The 23,978-nt window shown below is 43.6% G+C and carries 18 protein-coding genes; 8 read left to right on the top strand and 10 right to left on the bottom strand.

The window, feature by feature from the left end:
* Positions 1-39: 39 nt before the first annotated feature.
* The 5 genes from F3741_04645 to F3741_04625 all read right to left on the bottom strand — a co-directional run bounded on the left by F3741_04645 (position 40) and on the right by F3741_04625 (position 6,835).
* Positions 40-1,008, bottom strand: coding sequence for a cytochrome c (locus tag F3741_04645; protein MZG30090.1), 969 nt, complete (start codon positions 1,006-1,008; stop codon positions 40-42).
* A gap of 15 nt (positions 1,009-1,023) precedes the next feature.
* Positions 1,024-2,397 (bottom strand): DMT family transporter, encoded by a 1,374-nt coding sequence (locus F3741_04640; GenBank protein ID MZG30089.1) that lies wholly within the window; start codon positions 2,395-2,397, stop codon positions 1,024-1,026.
* A gap of 78 nt (positions 2,398-2,475) precedes the next feature.
* Positions 2,476-4,449 carry a cytochrome ubiquinol oxidase subunit I gene (locus tag F3741_04635; protein MZG30088.1) on the bottom strand — a complete coding sequence of 658 codons (1,974 nt, stop codon included), beginning with the start codon at positions 4,447-4,449 and terminating at the stop codon, positions 2,476-2,478.
* A gap of 357 nt (positions 4,450-4,806) precedes the next feature.
* On the bottom strand, positions 4,807-6,102 hold the full coding sequence (gene hisD / locus F3741_04630; GenBank protein ID MZG30087.1) for a histidinol dehydrogenase: 1,296 nt from the start codon (positions 6,100-6,102) through the stop codon (positions 4,807-4,809).
* Between the two features lie 49 nt (positions 6,103-6,151).
* On the bottom strand, positions 6,152-6,835 hold the full coding sequence (locus F3741_04625) for a glycosyltransferase (GenBank protein ID MZG30086.1): 684 nt from the start codon (positions 6,833-6,835) through the stop codon (positions 6,152-6,154).
* Between the two features lie 227 nt (positions 6,836-7,062).
* Between F3741_04625 and F3741_04620 the strand changes: the two genes are divergently transcribed.
* The 6 genes from F3741_04620 (at position 7,063) to F3741_04595 (ending at position 12,011) form a co-directional block, all read left to right on the top strand.
* On the top strand, positions 7,063-7,533 hold the full coding sequence (locus F3741_04620; protein ID MZG30085.1) for a phosphatase PAP2 family protein: 471 nt from the start codon (positions 7,063-7,065) through the stop codon (positions 7,531-7,533).
* Positions 7,534-7,542: 9 nt separating this feature from the next.
* On the top strand, positions 7,543-8,601 hold the full coding sequence (waaC, locus tag F3741_04615; GenBank protein ID MZG30084.1) for a lipopolysaccharide heptosyltransferase I: 1,059 nt from the start codon (positions 7,543-7,545) through the stop codon (positions 8,599-8,601).
* A 27-nt stretch (positions 8,602-8,628) separates the two neighbouring features.
* A complete protein-coding gene (locus F3741_04610; GenBank protein MZG30083.1) occupies positions 8,629-8,796 on the top strand; it encodes a Trm112 family protein in 168 nt (55 codons plus the stop codon).
* A 60-nt stretch (positions 8,797-8,856) separates the two neighbouring features.
* A complete protein-coding gene (locus F3741_04605) occupies positions 8,857-9,924 on the top strand; it encodes a glycosyltransferase family 9 protein (protein ID MZG30082.1) in 1,068 nt (355 codons plus the stop codon).
* Between the two features lie 15 nt (positions 9,925-9,939).
* Positions 9,940-11,439 (top strand): glycine dehydrogenase subunit 2, encoded by a 1,500-nt coding sequence (locus F3741_04600; GenBank protein ID MZG30081.1) that lies wholly within the window; start codon positions 9,940-9,942, stop codon positions 11,437-11,439.
* A 128-nt stretch (positions 11,440-11,567) separates the two neighbouring features.
* Positions 11,568-12,011, top strand: a complete 444-nt coding sequence (locus tag F3741_04595) for a cyclic nucleotide-binding domain-containing protein (protein MZG30080.1) — start codon at positions 11,568-11,570, stop codon at positions 12,009-12,011.
* Between the two features lie 41 nt (positions 12,012-12,052).
* Here F3741_04595 and F3741_04590 read toward each other — a convergent pair whose 3' ends face one another.
* The 5 genes from F3741_04590 to F3741_04570 all read right to left on the bottom strand — a co-directional run bounded on the left by F3741_04590 (position 12,053) and on the right by F3741_04570 (position 20,382).
* The gene (locus tag F3741_04590; protein ID MZG30079.1) at positions 12,053-12,811 is read right to left on the bottom strand and encodes a hypothetical protein; all 759 of its coding nucleotides are present in this window, start codon (positions 12,809-12,811) and stop codon (positions 12,053-12,055) included.
* Between the two features lie 290 nt (positions 12,812-13,101).
* Positions 13,102-15,816, bottom strand: a complete 2,715-nt coding sequence (locus F3741_04585; protein MZG30078.1) for a CoA-binding protein — start codon at positions 15,814-15,816, stop codon at positions 13,102-13,104.
* A 25-nt stretch (positions 15,817-15,841) separates the two neighbouring features.
* Positions 15,842-17,110: a carboxylate--amine ligase gene (locus F3741_04580; protein MZG30077.1), complete on the bottom strand. Its 1,269-nt coding sequence runs from the start codon at positions 17,108-17,110 to the stop codon at positions 15,842-15,844.
* A 233-nt stretch (positions 17,111-17,343) separates the two neighbouring features.
* Positions 17,344-18,129, bottom strand: coding sequence for a hypothetical protein (locus tag F3741_04575; protein ID MZG30076.1), 786 nt, complete (start codon positions 18,127-18,129; stop codon positions 17,344-17,346).
* Positions 18,130-20,382, bottom strand: a complete 2,253-nt coding sequence (locus tag F3741_04570; protein MZG30075.1) for an ATP-grasp domain-containing protein — start codon at positions 20,380-20,382, stop codon at positions 18,130-18,132. It abuts the gene before it with no gap.
* A 286-nt stretch (positions 20,383-20,668) separates the two neighbouring features.
* On the opposite strand from F3741_04570, the gene F3741_04565 reads away from it, so the two are divergent.
* Positions 20,669-22,504 carry a tetratricopeptide repeat protein gene (locus F3741_04565; protein MZG30074.1) on the top strand — a complete coding sequence of 612 codons (1,836 nt, stop codon included), beginning with the start codon at positions 20,669-20,671 and terminating at the stop codon, positions 22,502-22,504.
* A gap of 283 nt (positions 22,505-22,787) precedes the next feature.
* Positions 22,788-23,875 (top strand): IS3 family transposase gene (locus F3741_04560; protein MZG30073.1). Its coding sequence is split into 2 segments (ribosomal slippage): positions 22,788-23,049 and positions 23,049-23,875, totalling 1,089 coding nucleotides; the frame shifts between segments, so codons are not numbered across the junction.
* The last annotated feature ends 103 nt before the right edge of the window (positions 23,876-23,978 follow it).

Raw genomic sequence — 23,978 nt, 5'->3', positions numbered from 1 at the left:
TTTAAGTAACCGTATGTTCATAATTTAATCACCTCTCAACTATTCAGAAGTAGATGATTCTGTACCGAAAGTTCTTGGATGCCATCCTGTGTACCAATATTCAAAAAGGATTACCTTCCAGATTTCTTCCGTCTTCAAGTGCTCTTCCCAAGGAGGCATTGCTGAGGACCATGGGGTCGATTCATTTGGTAGACCCGGCCCACCTTTAGAAACCCTCCAAAACAAAAATGCTTCCTGCAACATAGCAATCGTACCCGGATCAATAAAGTTTGCCGGTGTAGGATTGAACACATGAGAGAACATGCCCAGTCCATTCAACTGGTCACCATGACAATAGTGGCAGTTTTGAAAAAATATTGTGCCACCCTCTGTAACATACTTCATGTACTCTTGTTTATCCGCATCAAGAAAAGGGAAACTATCTTTATAGTTGTCCTGCTCGTCTATACGAAATGGATTATTGGTAGATTCTAGCGGATAGGTTTTACCATGCACCTTTGTTGTTGCTGGTGGCGCAGGATGTACCGTCCTCAATTCTACTGGTTCCTGGTATGACGGATAGATTGCGTTATATGTTCCCCATCCAACCAGAAAAGGCAATGCACCCATTACAATTATACGAGCGAATTTATATTCACCAACGATAGTTTTTACGATCGGTTTCCTGAACTCCCTAAATGTCACAGGATCCTGACTGATAAACAGGAAGGTACCGATTGACCACATCACCATATAAGTGATGAAAAGGGTCCACGGGATTGGTGGATACAGTACAAATTTATAAAAATAAAATCCCATTGACCAGACAAATAATGCCGTCATTGATATTGGCGGCTTAAGTCTGAGCACCAAATTAGTAATTATTAAATAGGCTGCGAAAAGCAAGAAATACACGTACCTATTTAATATCCAGCCCGGCTCCTTAGGAGTAAAAATAGGGAATATGATGTTGTGAAACACCCCCAGGCCGACAACAAATACTAGAAAACTGATTAATCCTTTGTTCATTGCTGTCTCCTTATATTAACTGCCAGCCGGAGCTTCGGTCTGACTTATAAAATCTACAAGTTTATCTAGAGCCTGAACTGAAAGCATCTCAGAAAACGTTGTAGGCATTAATCCATCTGGATATGACTCACCTGCTTCTTCATTAAAAACAACATAAGCACCAGGGTTCAATATTGATTCACGAACATACTCTTTGGTGTTAGTTGCTTTACCCTTGTAGTTAGGATCCTTGATACGCTTCGGAGCATTTGTCTTCTCATGAAGCATAGGCCCTAACTGACCAACGGCACCCTCAACACCTGGTATTGTGTGACAAAGAGGACAACCCAGAGTATTGATCATAGTCTGAATATCTTCTTTACCCGTTACGAATGTTGGGGCTTCTTCATCACCCCCACCAGAATCCTCAGCAACCTCACCACCACCAGTATTACCAGCATCATCCTGAGGTAATGGTACTGTCACAGCGGCGAATTCACCTGGCGTGTCTTTTGATTGAAGATAGGCAACTACTGCATTCACCTCAGTTCGACTCAAACTGATCGGCGGCTTAGTAATTACCGGCATCGGACTTTTTGTATCGTTGTCCTTACCATATCCCTCAACCACATAACAGGTTGGACACATTAATGACTCACGAAGGTAATCTTCACCTACCAATTCATCCGGACCATGTTGACGCTTGTATTCCTCCGGAATTTCACTGTATTTTCCTTTTACAATTCCCGATGCTGGCTCTACTTCTCCTATGGCTACAGGACTTGTCTTATACCTTTCTTCTTTTACTCGGTCATGACTTCTCTTTTCAACTCCAAAGAGGTTTGGACAACGACCTATATTATCACCAGGATCAAAAGTGTGACAAAGAGGACATTGCCCCTTACCAATTGACTTCTGTCCCGCGACTTGTTTAGCACCAAAAATGATAACCCGACCCATTTCCGCAAATTCTTCCATGGTCAAATCACCAACAACCGCCGCTTCTTTAGGAGGAGGATCACTGCGCTGCTGCGGCAACCAGTTAGTATAACCGGCCAAAAGGAGAGAAACCGTACACCAAAAGAAGAAACCTCTGATGATTGGAGGTGATTGACTTTCAAGCTTGTTGCTCTTGAAAAATACTCCCCAAATCAACAACATTAATACAACTACCCAAAGATACGTTGAAAAGAAAAACTTCAACTGATCCGCCTGAACCAGGTCGAACATATGGACGGTCATCATAAAACAAGTGACCGCAAAGATTCCAAATATTCCACCCCACATATTTGTATTCAAACCTTCTCTTTCCCTACAATGCGTAATCACGTTGCCGAAAACAAAAACTGCAAACACGGCAAACAGGATCGCTATAAACGAAAATAAAATATCATGTTGCTCTGGTAACATTTTTTTCCTCTCTCTCCTGATCCCTCATAATGTGAAAGTGAGGCTCTCCACAGAGAACCCCACTAACACAGTTAGCAGTTATTGTTGTTGTTGAGCCGGCACCGGAACTCCCTCAGGAGCCTTAGTAACGACTTTCTTACCAGTCAAACTACCCACCCAAAACACTACCACAAATTGAACCCACACGAAAAGGGTGTTAAAGGTAAGCATCTTACCCGCTTCGCCAATCGTAAGCGTATAAGCATCAACAGAGTTATCACGAACAACTTCGGTCACATGCCAGAAGAGGCGAACCGCCGAACGGATATAACCCATGAGACCCATCAACCAGGTGAAAGAAATTGCCAGAAGGAAAATGGCGTATGTTCCCACTTTTGATTGTGAACCCCATTCAATATCACCATAAGACTCAGAGTCTTTAAACATGGAGATATTGATTGCAGTACCCGCAAATAGAGTTGTCAACGTACTGGTTACCTGGGGCACAGAAAGACCAACCCGCTGGTTAGCAGGGAGAAAATATCCATATACACCCAAGAAGATAATATTTGCAGCCGCACCAATAAATATAGCCGTTATCCAGCAGTTACCCACTGTAGCCCATGGCACAGTTATCTTTTTATTCGCCCTCTGATACAGCAAGAAACAGAGAACCGTAGTAGTGATCATCAGGTTAACCGCTGTATTCTTGGCCGACATAACACCAAAGTGACCAACAACAGGATGCTGCGCACCACCCATCGCCTTCAACTCCGCAGGAGTCATAACAATGGTGTGCGGTGTCATCCACATCGTAAAACAACAGATCAACAGAAGAACCATGTACTTACAATATTTCATATAACGGTGCGACCCTTTAACCCGCGACATACCATTATGCAGATATGAGTTTGCACCGAAGAACAACAAACCAATCATTACCGCCTGAATGATGAACAACCAAGCCATGATTCCGCCCATCAGGGTGATACCCATCTGTTGTCGGAACGCATAAACTTCTTTCATCAACCAGTAGCCTGCGAATGGCAGGGGAATCAAACCGAAGATAGCGATAAACATCGCAACATAACAAACCCAGTCATAGTGGGCCCGCTCTTCTTCCGTTTTTGCGGTGAGATAATGATAAGCGGCGTACGCACCAACGATTCCACCACCGAATACAATGTTACCGAGAATTCGATGTACACCGACCGGATTCCAGAGGGTGGAATGAATAACGTGCCAGATATTTCCCAGGAAACGGCCTTCAGAGTCAATTCCACCAGGAGCCTGCATGAAGGTCGCCCAGGAATTAGCCAGATACATCAGAACCGTACCGATGAGATTCAGAAGAACTGAAAGACTACAATGGATCCATTTAAGGAAAGGATCTTCTTTCATTTTGTCCCAGCCATAGTAATAGACGTAGAGAACGCCTGACTCAGCCAGGAACATCAACGCGTACACATGCATTACTGGACGGAAAATACCAGCCATGTATTTAAAGAAGCCCGGAAACAACGTAATAAACGTAAAAAGCAGGACACCACCGAGGATCGCCGTCCAGGAATAAGCTGTCAAACTTACTTTCATCAGGTCATGCGCAAGACGATCATACTTGGCAGACATAACCGGATCCTCTTCCTTGGTACGAATACCGATGAATTCGATAATCATACAGAAAATCGGAACAGCTAGTACGAAGCTACCAAAGTAAAGGTGCTGCTGATTGGCAACCCATAAAAGCATCCGGCTGGGGGCGAAAGAATATGTATTATAATCCGTCTCGCCCAACTCTGGAGCAGGATGACCACTCACAGGACCCTTAAGAGGATTACCCTCCCAGTCCTTATAGAAAACGTCCTGGCCCCACTCAATTTCAGGTTCGCCTTCGCCTTCAGCCGCCTCTTCAGCCTGAACCTCTTTTGCGAATGCTTCTTCAGCAAAAACCTGCTCCGCGAACACTTCCTTGGCTATCGCATCGCTGGTCATGCCCGGAACCAGATACATGGCCATTGCCAGTACCAGCCCCAGTGAAAATGCCACTATGCTACGTTTGTTTTTCCCCAACATGACTAACCTCCTTTTGGATCTGATCAGGATCCGTTGCTAGTAAAACGTAAATTTAAAAGGTACCTGTTTATATAGTTCAATCTAACTTTCTAAATCTTGCAAAATTAAAAAATTCTTAAATCTCATAAGCTCCAGCAAAAGCATCGCCCTCAAACGCCAATCGAAGCCTTAACCGGAAAAAGAATAGCCGCTTAATTCCCCATAAATTATTGTTTTATATGGGTTTCAAAACCCAAATTAACAGCTATCAATTTGGCACACAAGTGCCTAAATTGTTGGTGATTAGAACATAGCCTTTATTAAGTGTCAAGTCAAAATCGAGTCTCGAAACTATGAAAATATGGTGTTTTAGAAGATTTATTTTTTGTCGGGTTCCAGCCTTATTTTGACCGAATTTGCATGTGCTCCCAAATCTTCCATTTCAGCCAATAATGTCACATTTTTGCCACATTTTTCTAAAGCTGAGCGGGAATAGGAAATCATACTCGTCCGTTTGACAAAATCATACACACCTAATGGCGATGAAAACCTCGCTGTTCCACTTGTGGGCAATACATGGTTTGGACCTGCCAGATAGTCCCCAACAGCCTCGGGGGTGTAATGCCCTAAAAATACCGCTCCCGCATTCTGAATCTTTTCAGCCCAACGCTCAGGCTCTTCCAGGGCCAGTTCCAAATGCTCAGGAGCCAACCGATTAGCCACATCAACCGCTTCTTCAAGGGATTCTGTCACCAGAATCCGGCATTCTCTGCTCAAAGACACGTCTATTATGGATTGGCGGTCCAGAGTTTTTTTCTGCCTCTCCAGTTCGGCCATCACCTCCCTCGCCAGCCCTTCTTCAGGTGTAACCAGAATTGGCACCGCCTCTTCATCATGCTCAGCCTGGGATAACAGATCTGCCGCCACATAGGCCGGGTTAGCACTATGGTCCGCCACCACCAGAACTTCACTGGGACCCGCTATCATGTCAATATCTACCATCCCAAACACAAGTCGCTTGGCCAATGCCACAAATATGTTGCCCGGCCCGACAATTTTATCAACACGTGGAATGCTTGCCGTTCCAAAAGCCATGGCGGCAACAGCCTGTGCACCGCCCACCTTATAAATTTCTGTCACCCCTGCTATATCCGCCGCTACCAGAACATGCGGACGAGTCTGCCCGTCGGGAAAAGGTGAACACATGATAACGCGGTCGACACCGGCCACTTTCGCCGGAATCGCATTCATTAGCACTGAAGAAGGGTACGATGCCTTACCTCCCGGAACGTAGATTCCTGCTGTTGCCAGAGGCCTCACCACTTGGCCCAGCATGATCCCTTCTTCCTCATAATTCCATGATTCCTGTTTCTGCCGTTCATGAAACCTGCGAATACGTTCTGCCGCTTCTTTCAGTGCCTTCAACTCTTCTTCCGCAACACCGTTGTAAGCCTGCCGTATCTCTTCTGGAGTGACTTTTAACTGCTCAACAGAAAGGTCGCACCTATCAAAACGGCTCGTGTATTCCAACAATGCCGCATCACCACGCTCCTGGATGTCCTTTAATATCTTTCGTACGGTCTCATCATGAGTGAACAAGTCCATACCAGAACGATTTTCCAACGCATCAATAACAGCCTGATAATCAGGGTCTGTATATTTACTAAGCTTCATATTTTTCAGTCCATTTAAATTAATTCTGAGACAAGCACCAAATAATTTATTAGTAAGACGGCAGGATCTTATCCAGCAATCTTCCAGTTTCACCCGCGTTCTCAAGTCCGGCCATCTCGATAAGCTCTAAGTGTGTTTTGAAAAACTTCAAGTCTTCCGGACTGTCGACATCATACCAAACAGGTAAAAGTTCCAATTCCACTCCATTTTTCCCAAGTCGTTCACACGTTTCACGAAGCACCTTTTCGGTTCCCCATGTCACCCCATCAAAAACTTCGACAACCCTACCTTTCATACCTATTAAATAATAGCCTCCATCTGTACTTGGCCCGATGACCATATCTTTATCAGAACCCAAAGCTCTCGACAGGTAGGAAACCGGTAAAGAAGGGCTGTCTGAACCGATAATCACAACCCTCTCATATCCCTCGGCAAACCTGTCTTGCATGGCCTTGCGCATTTTATCACCCAACCCTTCTCCCTCCTGAACAAAAAGGCGGATATCAGAATCAGGAGTTCCGGTAAAAAATCCCGAATCATTAGAGGGGGCGATTCCAACAAAGCAATCTGCGTTTTTTATTTGCCGGATTTTTTTAAGGCTGTCATTAAGAAAGCAGGTATAAAGCCTGAGAATAACGTCTTCATCAAGAAATGGGGATAGTCTCGTCTTCACCTTACCCAGAACCGGGTCACGGGCAAACAGGATCAAGGCATTATCATGGTTTTTTAACATCAACAACTCCGCTCAGGTGGTAACCCATAAACCTTAGTATGATTTTCCTCCATGAAGATTTTTTTAATTTCCACAATGAGGGAGCACGACAAATCGATTGACTCAATCCATTAAACTCCATAAAATTAGCACAGTAACCACAACCCCCGCAAAAAGGATCCACCATTTTATACGATCTTGACGTTTCACTATTCTACTGGATCAATCAGCATTTTCAATCCCGAATAATGCAGCAGTTCATGCTGTTTATCACCATCAAGCAGAACTTTTTACATATCGGCATTGCCTGCATAATCGCTATCCTCATAGTTTACAAACGATACGGTTTTGCCTTTCTGCTAACATTAGGAGCGACCATTGGACTGACCGATGCCACCAGTCACTATATACTTAAAGAATCGATAGCCCGGCTCAGGCCCTGTCATGTTTTACCGGATCTGATCAATACCGTGAACTGTTCGAACAGTTTTTCTTTTCCTTCAAATCATGCAGGCAATACTTTTGCCGCAGCCACTCTAATGAGCCTTTGTTTCAGGAACACAACGCTACTGGCATTTGCCTGTGCCCTGCTGGTTTGTTATTCAAGAATTTACTTAAAAGTGCATTACCCCTCAGATGTGATTGCGGGCGCTTTGTTTGGAGGCTTGATGGGCACTCTGGGATACCGCTTTATCTATTTAAAACTCGTTCGAACCTAGCTGGACAAGATGAAGAAAATACTGATTCTTAAGTTCAGCGCGCTGGGAGACATCGTCCACGCGCTACCCGTAGCGGCCACGTTGAGGAAAACTCTGCCTGATGCTCACATCACCTGGATGGTCGAGGAAAGGTTTCAGGATATCCTGCATGATAATCCGGACATTGATGAGATCATACCGTTGCGTACCAAAGTTTGGCGCAAAAACTGGAACAGCCAATCACTCAGCGAAATCATGGGCACCATCAAAACCCTTCGTCAACACAACTTCGATCTTGTTCTGGATCTTCATGGTCTCCTAAAAAGTGGAGTCATAGCGAAAATGAGTGGCGCCCCAACACGTGTCGGCTTTCACCGGAACAACTGCAAAGAAAAATTCAGCACCCTGTTCACCAACCTCAAAGCACAAAGAATAACAGGCGGGCTTCATATTGTAGACAGGTACCTCACGGTTTTAGAAACCGCACTGGGCAAAATCACAGAAGAAAAAAAATTTCCTCTAAGGATTCCGGATGAAGCAGATAAAAAAATTGCGGACTATTTTGAACAACACCCGGAACTGACATCACAGCCAATCATAGCAATCAACCCCGGAGCAGGGTTTGAAAGCAAACAGTGGAAGCTGGAACGTTTTGCCGAGTTGGCCGACCAGATATCTAAAGAGCTGGGGTTCACCATTATGCTAACTTGGGGACCCGGTGAAGAATTTAAAGTCCAGCAAATTTCCGCACTCATGTCAGAGAAAAGCTGGATAGCACCCCCGACTTCAATTTTGGAATCTATTGCCCTGTACAAAAGGATGGCACTGCTGGTAAGCTGTGACTCAGGTCCGCTTCACCTGGCCGCCGCAGTGGGCACTCCAACCGTAGCGATATTTGGCCCCACTGATCCGGTGCGCAATGGTGCTTATGGGGTCAATCACGCGACGGTTTATAAAGTACTATCGTGCAGTTTTTGCTGGAAAAAAATCTGCCCGCTGGGAACTAAAGAATGTATGAATCAGGTGAGCATAGATGAAGTGTTCCAGGCTGTGAGGAATCACCAGCAAATTATTAAACAATCACACTGATAAACGTATTTTGCAGGGAGAACAATTATGGGAATCGATAAGGAATTGCTGGACATTCTGGTCTGCCCAAAATGCAAGGGAGACATTGAACTTACCACTGAAGAAGACGCGCTTGCCTGCAAAGCCTGTGCTTTGAAATACCCTATTAAAGACGACATTCCCATCATGCTGATTGATGAGGCTCTCCCGCTTTAAAGCAAATCTGTCGGCCACGCAACACATCAATCAATCCCTATAAACTTTTCTTCTCAATCCATGGCCAACCAAGCTCTGCACACCCTGGAAAAAAAAGGCAAACAATTGCTATGGAACCTTATTGGCATCTGTGCGGGGAAAGCTCCAAATCCACCCCCCCTTCCCCTGGACTTTGACAAAATAAAGTCTGTCCTGGTCATACGTTCAGACAGGCTGGGTGATGTATTGCTTTCCACCCCCGTTTACGAAACACTAAAGAGTCATTTTCCTCATTTACATATAAGTGCCCTTGTGGATACAGCACAGGCTGGGCTGCTAGCCGATAATCCGAATATAGACAGGGTAATTGCTTATGATCCCGGTCAACCTTTAATTGTCTTACGCCAACTTCGCGATGAACATTTTGATCTCTCTCTGACTCTCAATAAAAGCTTCAGTGCTACCGCTACATTTTTCAGCCTTTCTTCAGACGCAAAAATCAGAGTCGGCTATAACCACAAGGAAAACGCATGGGTGCATAACATACGTGTTCCCCTGGAAAGTCCACCACGACACGAAACCGAAAATAATCTTGAACTCCTGAGAGCACTCGGAATCCAGAATATAAAAAGCCAGCCTCGGCTTTATTTCAATCCTGCAGAGTCAAAAAAGATCGCGGACATCGTTCAACAATTCCTCGGCCCATCAACCCAACCGGTTGTGCTGGTCAAGTCTGGCACCCGTATCGCAAAATGGGGATGGAAATGGGAAAAGTTCAAAGAGGTCATTGAAAAACTTCTGGATTCCGCCCAGGTCTGGATGATAAATGGCCCCGGAGAAGAAACCGAACTTCAAACCGCTATTGCAAGTATGAGGAAAAAACCCAAACTTCTTCCCTTGCTCACCGCAAAAGAACTTGCGATTTTGATCCAGGAATGCGATGTTCTACTTTGTAACCATACCGGAATCATGCATCTTGCCTCGGCAGTTGATAAACCGGTATGTGTCATCTTTAAACATGGAGAAATAAAACGCTGGGGTCCTCTAAATCCCAAAAGCGTGGTATTGGAAGAAAGAGACAATGACTCCCTGTCTCCTGATAAAGTCCTCAACACCCTGTTGAAAATGCTAAATACGACCTCTTATTAAGTTCAAAGGAATATTATGAATCAAGTGCCAAAAAAATCGAATAGCCCGGGAACATCTGGTTTGATCTTTGAAGAACCGCTTGTATTTGAAATGGGTTCCCCAGGTCGAAAGGCTTATTCCCTACCTTCTTGTGATGTACCAGAAGTAGAGATTGAAACCTTACTGCCACCAACAGAAATCCGCGAGGAGATAGAAGAACTCCCGGAACTTACCGAACTTGATGTGGTACGCCATTACACCCGGCTATCCCAGTGGAACTTTAGCATCGACACAAATTTCTACCCATTGGGATCGTGTACCATGAAATACAACCCCAAAATTAATGAGACCTTGGCGCGATTGCCCGGCTTCGCTCAGCACCACCCGATGACACCTTGTTCAGACTCGCAAGGCAGCCTTCAGTTGATGTATGAGTTGCAGGAATGCCTGAAAATAATCAGCGGAATGGATCACGCCAGCCTGCAACCTGCTGCTGGAGCCCAGGGAGAGTTTGCGGGCATGCTGATGATCCAGGCCTACCACTCTGCACAAGGTAACCCCAGAAAAAAAGTATTACTTCCCGATTCCGCCCACGGTACAAACCCGGCCAGTGCCACGTTATGCGGATACAAATCCGTTCAATTACCATCCAATGCTGAAGGGATGATTGATGTCACCAAACTTGAAGCGGCAATGGATGAAGAAACAGCAGCAATCATGCTGACCAATCCCAACACGTTGGGAATGTTTGAAAAAGACATTTTAAAAATCACAGAAATCGTCCACAAAAAAGGCGGGCTTGTTTATTGTGATGGAGCCAACTTAAACGCTGTTATGGGAATTGCCAAAATGGGTGATATGGGAATCGATGTGCTGCATATCAACCTGCACAAAACTTTTTCAACCCCGCATGGCGGTGGTGGTCCGGGTGCAGGCCCTGTTTGTATTAAAAACATACTTGAACCTTATCTGCCCGCACCAGTAGTAGAAAAAACAGGATCAAAATACAGGCTAAACGCGGACCGTCCAGAAAGTGTCGGCAGGCTGAAATCTTTCAACGGCAACTTTGGTATGCTGTTACGTGCCTACGCCTACATTCGAACACTGGGAGCGGAAGGCATTCGGGAAGTGGCTCAATCTGCAGTCCTGAACGCAAATTATATTCGCGCCCGATTGAAAGACACATTCCACCTGCCATTTACAGGGCCGACTTTACATGAATGCGTCTTCAACGATAAAGGGCAAGGTATCACCACAATGGATTTCGCCAAAGCCCTCATTGATAAAGGTTTCCATCCACCTACCGTATATTTTCCACTGATTGTCAAAGGCGCGTTGATGATCGAGCCTACTGAAACGGAATCGAAGGAAACGTTGGACAATTTTATTGATGCGATGAAATCTATTGCAGATAAGGGTAAAGAAGATCCGGACAGCTTGCACGCTTCGCCTTGCCTGCCTAAAGTGTCACGTCCCGATGAAGCCCAGGCCGCCCGTCATCCAAAATTACGCTGGAAGAGGCATATAAAAGGGTAATGAGAAAACAATACCCGGCAGAAAACTATATCTTTACGATGAACAGGAATTTGTTCATTGAATGGGGCTTTTATTAACTTTGTAATTAAATAAAATGACATATTAAAAACTAACTAGGATCCCATTAAGTGGAACAGAAACAAGCATTTGAACTTATTGACAAACTTCCCTTCTTTGAAAACTTCACTCAGGAAGAAAAGCACTCCATCAGCACTTTGGACAATCAAATCTGGGGATTCAACTCTACCGATGTAATTATCAGGGAAGGAGAATTAGATTATTCTTTTTTCATACTTCTAAAAGGCTTAGTGACTGTTATTAAAAGCAACTCTAACGATATGGTTCTTACCACACTTAAAGCAGGTGCTGTATTTGGAGAGATCTCCTGTATTTTAAAACGAGTTCGAACCACCACTGTCGTAGCTGATGGAAACGCTATTGCGCTGAAAATAGACACTCAAAATATGGACAAACTCAAACCAAATATTTCATCGAAATTGAAAGACAAACTGATTGAAGTTTTAGTAAAACGCCTCGAAACCATAAATAGTGGAGACCACCAAAACCTCTAAAGCAATTTAAACTAGGCCAACTAGCCAGTAATATATTAGAGTTAATGCCCTTTCCATTTGGCGTTGATGGCAAGGGAACCCATACGGATACCACCCATTCTCAGGCTGGTCAATAAATCGAGAGAGGGTATGAAAAATAGGCCCCGCGAAATTGGAGGTTGTGTTAAGGACTCACTATGTTCTTCCAACCTGAATGGTTTATTATTAAAGGTCAAAACATAGTCACCCGATCCACCACATTCTGCTTTATAATTATAGCGGTGTTGCAGCAAATCACAGTCAGAATCTTCTTTGGTTAAGAAACGGTGCGTGCTCAAAAAACTGCTTTGTGCCTGATCAAGAAAGTTTGGATCATCAATAAGCAACTGTTTTTTCACTCCTGAAAAATCTGAATGTTCGCCCCCTTCTACTTCCACTTCTTCAATTAATCTACCATTGTTCCCAAACAGTTCACCTACACTCCGAGCAAGTTTCCGGTTTAGCTTAGGCTGGCCGGAAGAAAAATACAGCAACATATCACCTTCAGATTCTGAGATCTCTTTATCTCCAATATCGACTTCATCAAATGCACGAAACCCTCCTGGTGCTGGGAGATCCGGCGTAATGAGCAACCAAATCATAGGGCCGAATCCAATCGTTACCCAATGTAGTTCGCCACCGGCGGTCTCGTAAGCCATTCCTGGAGTTTGAGCGCCAATGCGAGCCACGTTCATGGCGATTAGAGGTAAATCGTCAAAAATATATTTTTGAATCAATGAATAATGATAAGGAGCTTTCAATACCCCTTCCTGAGCCTGCACGGATTGCCTCCGTTCTCGAATATCAATAGTATTTAGTAATTACAAAGTGATTCAAAGTTTTTAAAAAGTTGACCCGCATTACACTTGCCAAACTAAGCCCATTGGGAATTGGCCTTTTCTCATTAAGCAGACTTACTTTATTGACCCTTTATGTTATTACACTTTTTCATTGCCAGCAGAAGGCTTCGCCATAAAAAACAAAGGACCTTTACTCTTTAAGAGCAAAGGTCCTAAGTATTATCTAAACCTATCTATTGGTCGCCAATATACCCTCCTAACTTATTTAGCGACTAACCTACATACGAGCATTTGCTCGCTGGTGTTCGTGTATCCATGTTTTTGCCACGCGAGGTATGATCATCAATCTCAGCTGCACAACCAATCATTCTGCCGAATAAGAAGGTTGCAAAGCTGGCAGATTCGATATCCTCTTCTTTCATCTTGCCTGCGTTGAAATCTGACCAGACAATTTTCAGAAGGATAACGGCAATAACCGCATCAATATTTACACAATAAACATTCTTACTGACTTTCGCTTTGAACAAGCCTTGAACAAGACTATGGTAAAAATCAAGAAAAACGTTATTAATACCCTTTTCTTTAAAAAGATCATTGACGAATACTTCACGCGGATCGTAGTTAACATCTTTACCTTTAAATACAGGATGGTTCACACAAGGTAGCTTGGCATAATCAAGATTTCCGACTGCTTTCTGTTTTTTCTTGTAGTTTGCATAATCGTTGGCAACTTTTAGAGCCATAGCATCAAGGTTTAGACCATGATTCGCGTCTGCAGGATCTTTCAAACCAGTGTCTTTAAAGTTTTCCATCAAAAATGCTGCCGCTTCAAAGCCGTTTCCACCATGAGCAAAACCGGTATGCGTGAGGAAACCAATAAAACCTTTATTCACCTGCACTCTCTGGGGTTGTTCGGGTCCATCGGCGCTGACTGCGCCCTTCGAACCTTGGGCTGAGATGGTACCCGGTCCGTTTGTGATTATAAGTCCCAGTAAAACCTGGAACTCATACAACTCGGACTCAGAGGGTTGTCTACCCAACAAAGTAACGAATGCTGTTTTAGTAAAGCTATAATTAGGAATCAATTCCTCAAGCTTAACTTCGGCAATGCTATCTTCTGTATGTCTAGAAGCTGGCGCAGAAACCCCAACAATTGTACTGTAGATACGTGAATACCAAGGAAGACGGACGAGCGTGTCTTTTGAAATCTTTTTGCCTCTCAATGATTCCCAGCCAAGGGTAACCCATACCGCACCAAATAAAGCATCGGTAGAAAGCTTTCCACCATTTGCTACTGCAAAGTCTTGTACAAATTTGATGAACACAGAATCACCAGCCTTATTTAAATATTCAGCCAATTTAGCAGCACAATGATCTTCACCATCGGAAAGTAAAGCGTCTTTATACTTTTCTGCTTCCTTTAATTGAGCCGAGTAATCAAATTTTTCTTTTGGACCGGCGAGTTTGGTAAACTGAAATAAATCCAACAATGCGCAAGAGGCATCCATTGCCTTTTGTACCATTTTCTTACCAACAATAGCTACAGCAGAGGAGACCACCGTATTCGGAGAGTTTCCGTTTTCACGAGCCGCTTCAGCGGCTACCAGCGTGGGTTGGTTGTGCTGGTTGGTATACATATTTAAAACGATGTTTGCAATCTTTTCACCATAATCACAAGTGTATTGTCGCGTAAGAGCAAAAACCAAGTTGGATTCAAAGGTTTTCATTGAAGCATCGAGAATCGAGGTGTTATGAATTTTTGATACTTGGGTTTTTGGATCCATCATTGAGGCACCACTGGCATCTTTTAAGGTTTCACGACGATGCTGTGCTCCCACCATTTTATCCAACGCTTCGATCTGTTCGTTATATGGACTTGCTGCTTCAACAATAGGCACATCCAATTCAGGGGGAAGAGAAAGTCCTTGATTGTTTCCAAACCAGGGTTTTAAATCAAGACTGCCTTTTGGTTCAAAATCAGGTTGAGTATTGTTAATTTCCATAACTTTCGTTAGCGCTTCTGGAATATGTGCGATGTTGGTAACCAACGCGCCCTTTTTCGAAAAGATGGGTTTTTCCGGTGTATAAATTCCGTCGACTCCAAAATAGTCCATAAACCATTGTTCTTTTGCCAAGGCATCGTCTCCAGACCCAGACAAAGATCCTGCATGACCGCAGGCCTTGGTCAATCGAGCTTTCCAACGACCCACCACACAAGCGATGATGGGCTTATTGGACTTAAGCCCATTTTCATAATACCCGCCAGGCTCGCTGTAAAGAACTGCTACTTTTGAGCGGTCATCATTATCGAATGCATAAAGGAATTCTTTAGCACTATATTGAATGTATACATCCTTACCACTAGAAACAGAAGTGGTTGTCCCCCATCCTGCTGTAGATAAGTAAACAGCCATTGTCGTTGTGAAGTTGCCAGAGTTGGAAAAAATAGCAACCGAACCTTTAATGAGAGATTCTTCAGGAGCATTTCCACCCAATGCCCCACCTAATCGAACGTGATTCCAAGCATCAGCAAGTCCTAGGCAGTTGCCACCAAAAAGAGTAATTCCGTTAGCCTGACAAATTGCACGCATTATTCGAGAATCTTTTATTGAAACTTTTTCAGTAAGTATTATCGCTTTTTTTAGATCTGGGTTATCTCGAACGGCTTCCGCAAGCCCATCTTTTACTCCTGAAGGAGGAAGATATATAACAACGGTATTGAATTTATGGCCTGCCTCCAACCCCTCCTTAATTGAGTTATAAACCGGAATTTTTCCGGTTTTCGTTGGTAAAAACTTACCAGACTTACCAGGTCCTGTCCCAAAAACAATATTTCCTCCTGAATAATCATGGCTTATCGGGGTAACCCCAGAACTCTCTTTACCCAAAATATTTAAGACCACGCATCTGTCATCTTTAGTTGCCAATTCAGAAAGGGAGTTTATTCCACAGTAAAAGGGGAAATCCCCTACACCTTGCTTATGCATTCAAACCTCCAACAGTTTCGTTAGGTTAAATTTTTAATTTGGCTTTTATTTCGTCTTTTCCACCGTTTTTCATCCACTCGTTCACCTTAAGTGCGTAGTTGATGACCTCTGACATTGCACTGTCATGCCCAAAGAAACGGTAGGGCAGCCCTAGAGAATCCAATACATCCCGCAAATAGTTCATACCTCTAATAACATTGGGCCCGCCTCGACCTACAACCACAAAAAGTGGAATCGGACCATGTGTCTGAAAAAACTCTCGCAGTCCATCCCCCATAGCACGGAATGTTTCATAAATATCCGTGTTGTTTGCCTTACCCCCAATAATAAAAAGGACATTTGATTGTGGAAGCCAATATTTAAAACTGATTTTGGAAATATCATTCATTTTTTCATAAGGAGGATTACCACCAAAGTCGGAGGAGATCGTTGCATCTTCTCCCAGAAGTTCGGTAACCATCGCATTCGCACCACCACCAAATGTAGGTGCAGTAATGCTTCCTTTATCGTTCATCACAAATACATCACTTTGACCCTGATAGGTACGAAGCTGATTGATCTCCTGTTCGAACTCTGAATAGTCGGATGCAAAAAGATGCGTAGGAAGATGCAATCTTTTCCAAGCCGGATCATCTTGGTCAAATGCACATTTAAAATCGCAAGCAATAGGAGCTAAACGCCCACCTTTTCCCGGCTGCATCCGAATGGGATTGAGTTCCAGCATCCACATTCCGTAGTTGTTATATAAATCCCAAAGTTTTGGAAGATTCTGAACCAAGGGACTAATTACTTGAGGTGGCGCACCCAAATCCATCAAAGCATTAGACACATGAAATGCTTTCAAACCTGTCAGCGGATCAAAGGGCACCACTGCAAGCTTACTGGGGTCCAACTCTTCAATATCTACACCACCATGGTGAGTAACTGTCATGACAGGAGAGCGGTGTTCGGTGCTCTCAGAAATAGAAAAATAAACTTCATAATCCGCAGGAACGGCACCCTCAAAGGTAACACCATCAGATTTGACCTTACTGAAGCCATCTACATGTTCTGCAAAATATAGCCGTTCTTTTTCTTTTAGGGCATCATTGATATTATCTACACGCCCTAAAAGACCAGACTTGCCTTTCTTTCCTACACCACCTTTGAATACAGGTTTAATAAAAACCTGTCCATGTCGTTTGATCATATCTTTGATCTCATCGACACTCAGTTCAGGACCCCGGACTTCTGAGTGGGGGAATTCCACCAGGTCCAACAATTTTCTTCCCCAAAGCATGCCAGTTATCTGCATTTTGTTTTACTGTCCTCCAAAAATATAAAAATTAAAATGGAAATAAGGTAGCTAAAAAATAAGCAGATTCAATTACAATCGAATCAGCTAAGTATGATTTTTTACAAGGATTATTTGTGAAACGAGGAGGGTATTTTATGACATTTCACTCTTTTGTCAATAATATCCTTTTTAGAATATCCATTAGGAAATTAAGAAGAAAACCAAGATAAGAAAAGACCTTTAAAAACAACCTACTTTAATCTTTTTTTGAGCTCCTTAATGCGAAACTTTTCTTCATCCCGGGTAATATAATTCAAGGCCGAATCGTGCTCAAGCATAAGGATTTCAAAGCTTAACGCAGCTTGAACCGCTTCAGAGTAGTTGCTACCCGGTACCACATTGAACATGACAACCCGGGTATTAAAATGATCCGGCTGGACTTTTTTCAGGTATGCGTCAATGGTACTGGGAGTTATTCCTCCTCCCACGGAAACAGGGATATTCTTTTTTTTAATTGTTTGAACGATGCTGGAAACCAAAGCTATGAAACTCTCGTCCCACTTCGGTTTTTTCATGGATTCGGAAAGGTCGCTGCATCCGATTGTAATTTCATCAAGATATTTTGCTTCTGGTGCAGCAAGTATGGATTCCAGTTGACGGACCGATGTCTCAGTTTCAATATTGATTTGCTTCTTTATCCTCTCAAACTGCATGGGAGTGGTGAAATCTCGAACTGCTGAAATAAAGTTTTCCAACCCATAAGGTGATTCCACCATGGGAGCGATTAATCCATCAATATTCAAAGGCAACAGTTGTTTAATATCGTTGCGAGCGTTAGGGCCTCCAATCTTTACAATAGTAGATAAATCGCAAAACTCTGCCCAATAAGCGATCTGATCTATAGACATCGCAGCATCTTCTGTAGATAGTTTGATACCGCAAGCTCTAAAATTGTTTTTAAGCTTCAAGAGTGAAGAACGCAAACCTTTATTAGGCTCACCCGGGACCATTTTTAAAACGTGATTCTCAGGTTTCAATTAACGGTCTCCCTTTTTGCGGAATATGATTGAAGGATCAATTTGATCAATGGATCCGCAACCTGTTAGAATCATGGCTTTCTTTAATTCATTCAGTTTCTCTCTCAAGTAATACGAGACGCCTTCCTGTCCCGCTCCAAATGCAGCAATACAGACCGGGCGACCAATCATGACAACATCGGCCCCAAGTGCCAGCATTTTGAGAATATCAATACCTTCACGTATACCCCCATCGACTAAAACCTTAATTCTTCCACCCACTGCATTTGCTATTTCAGGGAGGACTTCCGCAGTTCCCGGCATATGATCCATAACACGCCCACCATGGTTAGATACAACAATGGCATCGGCACCGGCCTCTATCGCCGCTAAAGCCGACTCCACATTCATGATGCCTTTCAATATAAAAGGAACTTTTAAATGAGATTTCAACTCCCTTAACTCAGAAACTGTTTTGGGACCAACCGCCTGACCCTTCTGGGCCATGGTTTTAAACGAAGCAGCGTCAATATCGACCCCTACCGCAACAGCACCGGCATCTTCGGCAGCTTTGAACCGCATGATGATATCTAGATTGTATTCTCTGGGCTTGAAGACAGGTATTCCCAGTCCACCACGCTTTTTGATAGCTTCAAGTCCAATCAAATATTTTTTTGGACTTGCCCCATCACCCACCATCCCTATTGTGCCTGACTCAAGACATCCATCAAGGATGGCATCTGCGTATTCACGCTCATCCATGCCACCTGCCAGATTTGTTTCCATTCCCGTGATGGGTGCTGCCAGGACTGGAAGAGCGAGCTTATGACCAAACAGTTCCACCGAAGTATCCGGGGCTTTCACTTCATGAATTGTTCTAAGGTTCACTTGATATCGAGCCAATGCTGTCAAGTTTTCTGTGAAAGCGCTGCCAGTGCCTATTCCTCCTATTCCAGGCACTTTTCCAGCGCATTCCAGACCATCACAAACTGTGCAGGCTTTGCAGGCAATATAAAACTTTTTACGAGCATTATTGCGGATGATGTCCCAAGTCAGATCGTTGGGGGCACCTATTTCTATTTTCAGGGTTTCGCGCGCCAGCTCATTAATGCTTATGGCTTCCTCGCGGGTTTTACCAACCGTGATGACGTAACCCACTTTACCCATATTACTGCGAGGCTCTTCAGACATATCACCGGCCTCTTTCATAAGGATGATCTCCTTAACTCCCTTAATTTTTCGTGCTTCTTCCACACCTCGAATGGAAAGGATTTTTCCTGCAGGGGGCAGCAAAGAACGTTCAGCGGAAAACAGAGAAGTTTTAGGAGTCAGATCAGAAGGCTTTTCACCCAGGGCAATTTGAATAGCCGCTTTATAAAGGTTGACCCCTGTAGCCAAAGGATAAGTATACGCCGACATCCATCCTCCGCTCAAACGGGCCGCGATCTCAACAATCTTGGGACCTTCTGGTGTTATTTTGATATCCCCCTTGGCCGCTCCAATATCAATCCCCAATGCAGAGATAGCCTGTTTGAAAACATCAACGGCTTGTGTCTGCTGTTCTGCCGGCAGGATAGAAGGAAGTGTATGCCCAACTTCAACAAAATAGGGATCCCGTTCAATAATTCTGTCAGCCACTCCTGTAATATGGATATTATCCTCAAATACCAACGCGTCCAGACTTAACTCAGGCCCTTCCATAAATTCTTCGAGGATAAGCTTCCCACTTATGGAGGCTTCTTTGGCTTCACGAAATGCAGGGATCAGATCATCAAGGCGTTCTACTTTGCGCACTCCACGCGCGCCCATATTGTCGCAAGGTTTTATAACCAGAGGCAGAGGCATTTCTTTGATAGCTTCCCTGCAATCTTCCAACGTCCAGATTGGCCTGAAGTCTGGTACAGATACACCTTTTTCCTTGAGCACCTGGCGCATCTTGATTTTGTCGGTAGCCCGTTCAGCAACTTCAAAAGGAATCCCCGGCAAATTCAATGCATCCGCTACAGCGGCTACCGTCTGGGAAGCATCTGTTCCAACCGTCAGAACTCCATCCAGTGGGCAAGCCCTATGAAACTGTTTGGCAGTATTAACAGTAAGGTTGATATTGCGGGTGCTGACCTCAATGGGGTAATCAGCCAAAAGCATTCCTTCTGCTTCAGGGTTATAATCTGTCACAACAACCTTCAAGCCCATCGACTTGGCAGTTTTGATCGCAGGTACTTGAAAAACCCCTCCTCCAATTATAAGAATATGCCTGGGATGCTTTAGTGACATGAATCTCCCTTATTTTTATCGGGGTTTATGAAAAAAACGCACACAAGCTGATAGTGCCTTAACGACATTTCAAATAACGAGCTTTAACGATCTACCCTGAAATAGGGCTATTTCTTCATTATTAAATATTATTTTCTGATAAACTGATTCAGGTATGCAGGAGACCTCCAAATAGATCAGGACCCAGGAAAGCGCACACTGTGATTTTGACCCGATTTCGTTCTCAAATCAAGCTCACAACCCTAATATCAACGTTTTTTCCTTCCTAAAAGGTACTCGAGAATCTGTGAACTTTTCCCTTTTACGTTTGAATACTATCAGTATTTTAGTAGCCATTTCAGGAATTATATTCCTCGTTTACGCTAATGGATTGAACACCCCGTTTCAAAGTGATGACGAAAGGCATATCAAGCTATCACCTGTTATTAAAGACACAGGTTATTACACCAGCCTTTCATATATCCGAAACCGCCACATCAATGGGCTGAGTTTTGCCCTGAACTACAAATGGGGGCAGGAGAATCCTTTTGGCTACCATCTATTTAATATACTGATACATATTTGCTCCACCTTTCTGATTTTTTTCATCACATATTTGACAGTTAACAGAGGAACATCCTGGGGCAAAGATGCAGCGCAAAAGATAGCGTTGATAACAACTTTAATATTCGGGCTTCACCCAATTCAAACAGAAACCGTGACATATATTTCGGGGCGACCGGGAGGTCTCGCGGGACTTTTTTACTTTTTATCCTTACTGCTTTTTATTCTTGCAAGCTTGAAAGACAGCAAAGTTCCCGGGATTATTCTCTATCCTCTTTCCCTTTTGACTTTTGCAATGGCCCTGCTGAGCAAGGAAACTGCAATCACCCTGCCTTTATTGATTGTAATTTACGACCTGTGTTTTATCAAAGGTGATAATTGGATACCTTTCCGATACAGGCTTGGGTACTACCTCTGCTACCCCGCACTAGCAATTAGCGCTTTTTACCTTGCGCCCAATGCCATGCGTTTCACAGACACTCTTAATGTTGAAAAATTTTTTGAAAAAATCAACCTCACTCTTGGGCTCGTGCAATTAGACCTCCTCAAACACCCTTTGAAACTATTCCTGTTTCCTGTCAACCTGACTTTTGAATATGATTTTATGACACTGATATCCTGGCCCTCTCTTATTCTTTCCATAGCTCTTCTTTTATTATGTATTTTTCTGGCCTTCAAAAAGTTTTACATCAACAACTCTCTCCTCACATTCTGTGTATTGTGGTTCCCATTGACAATTGCTCCCACAAACTCATTTATGGAACGTACACATTTGTTCAGTGAACGCAATATGTATATCCCTTCATTTGGATTGTGCCTGTTCTTTGCAGTCATACTGTTCCTGATAAGTAAAATTGAGAAACGTGTCTGGGGAGCTATCGTGTTAATGTTTATCGCTTTCTCTGTTCTGGTAGTAAAAAGAAATCAGGTTTACGCTTCACCTTCGTCTCTGTGGGCTGATACGTTCAGAAAATCTCCACATAAATTGAGTGTTGGAAAAACATTAAGCATTCATTACCTGATGGAAGAGGATTATGCCAGTGCTATAAAACCTCTGAAAGCATTGCTTGAGCTAAACCCCAACCTTTATGATGTACACCAAAACCTGGGCATCGCCCATAAAAGTCTGGGAATGTTTGCTGAAGCTGAAAAAAACTTTAAAGAAGCGATACGCATTGAACCTAAAAATCCAGCCTCTCACTTCAACCTGGCAAGCCTATACGGCAACCTGGGAAAATTTGTCTGGGCAAGCCAGGAGTTTGAAAAGGCAGCTGCCTTATACAGGAGTATGGGAAAAGGTGCACCTCCACAGTTTTATATTGATAAGTCCCGGGCTCATAACCAAGCCGGCATTGAGCTGATACAAGCAAAGAAATTTGACGAGGCACTAATCCAGCTTGAAAAATCGGTTCGAGAGAACCCTCGGCTTTTGTCGGCCAGGTTCAATCTGGCAAAACTTTTGCTAGAATTCAAAAACGACCCACAAAAAGCAAAAATTCATCTTAATGCCGCGCTCAGCCTTAACCCTGCACCCGAAAAAAAGAAGATTTTAAAAAAAATACTGGAAGATCTCCCTTAGCTTTCCCGCTATTAACTTAGAAGCCTCCTGTCGTATTTGCAAATATCCCTCAACCTTTTTTACTAGGGCGCCCGAACTTTTTATAAATGCCCCAATTGCTGGCTGATTTTTACAAATGATATTCCAGACAAAGATTTTGAGGAATATCATTATAAGTCCCAATGGAAAACTGACCTGCCCATTAAGTTATTATTTCAACCTTAGACCTGCTCCTCGCAATCTGGACCTTTTAGAATGTGAAAATTCTCGTAAAAAACCCTATTTTTAGGAGGAGGATTTTGGCATGAGGAAATCGAGATTTACAGAAGAACAGATTGCATTTGCACTTCGCCAGTCGGAGTCAGGAATTTCTATTGGAGATATTACCCGGAAGCTGGGGATAGCAGAGCAGACGTTTTATCGTTGGAAGAAGAAGTACGGTGGACTGGGCGTTGCCGAATTGAGGCGGTTGAAGCAGTTGGAGGAAGAGAACCGGAAGTTAAAACAACTGGTGGCCGACCTGAGTTTGGATAAGAAGATGCTTCAGGATGTACTTGGAAAAAAGCCTTAAAGCCTGATCGCAAGCGGGAATGGGCTGATATTTTCCAAGCCAGGTATCATGTCAGCATTCGTCGGGCCTGCGAAGTGATTGAACTGGCCCGATCCACTCGATATTATTGTTCTCTCGCAGACGATCAGGCATTTTTGAAGATGCGGATTAAGGAGTTATCCCAAGTCCGTGTCGGCTGGGGTTATCGCCGCATTCATATTTTGCTTAAGCGGGAAGGTTGGCAGGTGAATCATAAACGGGTTTACCGATTGTATACCCAAGAGGGTTTGACCTTAAGGCGGAAACGACCTAAGCGCCATGTCAGTTCAGTTAAGCGGGTTATTCGCCCTTTGGCTTTGACTCCCAATCATTCCTGGTCGATGGATTTTATGGCCGATACTCTGTTTGATGGCCGCAAATTGAGGCTGTTAACGATAGTGGATAACTTTACTCGTGAGAGTCTGGCTATTGAGCCGGGACAGTACTTCAAAGGAGAGCAGGTGGCTGAAGTATTAAGCCGGTTGATCCGGGAACGGGGAAAGCCCGAAAGCATCTGGGTGGATAATGGAACGGAGTTTACATCAAGGGCGATGGATCAGTGGGCCTATTGGAATCAGGTCAAACTGGACTTCTCCAGGCCTGGAAAACCTACGGACAATGCTTTTATCGAAAGCTTCAATGGAAAGTTTCGAGAAGAGTGCTTAAGTCAAAACTGGTTTTTGAGTTTACAAGATGCCCGAGAAAAAATAGAATCGTGGAGAAAAGATTATAACGAAACCCGGCCGCATAGCTCATTAGGAAATCGAACTCCACTGGAGTTCCGAAAATCTGGATCAGGTTAACCTGATCCAATAATTAGATTTTTCGCATTATAAATTGTCCAGCAAATGGGTGCAGGTCATTTGAATCAAATTCTAACATTAAATCTGGATCAGTTTTTGGGGG

It is taken from the genome of Nitrospinota bacterium (genome assembly GCA_009873635.1).
Classification (GTDB): Bacteria; Nitrospinota; Nitrospinia; order Nitrospinales; family VA-1; genus LS-NOB.
This window is presented reverse-complemented; position numbering and strand designations above follow the sequence as displayed.

Coding starts and splice junctions, on each gene's coding strand:
- waaC (MZG30084.1), top strand. CDS start 7,543: ATGAAGAAAATACTGATTCTTAAGTTCAGCGCGCTGGGAGACATCGTC.
- F3741_04570 (MZG30075.1), bottom strand. CDS start 20,382: ATGTCACTAAAGCATCCCAGGCATATTCTTATAATTGGAGGAGGGGTT.
- F3741_04610 (MZG30083.1), top strand. CDS start 8,629: ATGGGAATCGATAAGGAATTGCTGGACATTCTGGTCTGCCCAAAATGC.
- hisD (MZG30087.1), bottom strand. CDS start 6,102: ATGAAGCTTAGTAAATATACAGACCCTGATTATCAGGCTGTTATTGAT.
- F3741_04645 (MZG30090.1), bottom strand. CDS start 1,008: ATGAACAAAGGATTAATCAGTTTTCTAGTATTTGTTGTCGGCCTGGGG.
- F3741_04580 (MZG30077.1), bottom strand. CDS start 17,110: ATGCAGATAACTGGCATGCTTTGGGGAAGAAAATTGTTGGACCTGGTG.
- F3741_04605 (MZG30082.1), top strand. CDS start 8,857: ATGGCCAACCAAGCTCTGCACACCCTGGAAAAAAAAGGCAAACAATTG.
- F3741_04620 (MZG30085.1), top strand. CDS start 7,063: ATGCAGCAGTTCATGCTGTTTATCACCATCAAGCAGAACTTTTTACAT.
- F3741_04640 (MZG30089.1), bottom strand. CDS start 2,397: ATGTTACCAGAGCAACATGATATTTTATTTTCGTTTATAGCGATCCTG.
- F3741_04635 (MZG30088.1), bottom strand. CDS start 4,449: ATGTTGGGGAAAAACAAACGTAGCATAGTGGCATTTTCACTGGGGCTG.
- F3741_04600 (MZG30081.1), top strand. CDS start 9,940: ATGAATCAAGTGCCAAAAAAATCGAATAGCCCGGGAACATCTGGTTTG.
- F3741_04585 (MZG30078.1), bottom strand. CDS start 15,816: ATGCATAAGCAAGGTGTAGGGGATTTCCCCTTTTACTGTGGAATAAAC.
- F3741_04625 (MZG30086.1), bottom strand. CDS start 6,835: ATGTTAAAAAACCATGATAATGCCTTGATCCTGTTTGCCCGTGACCCG.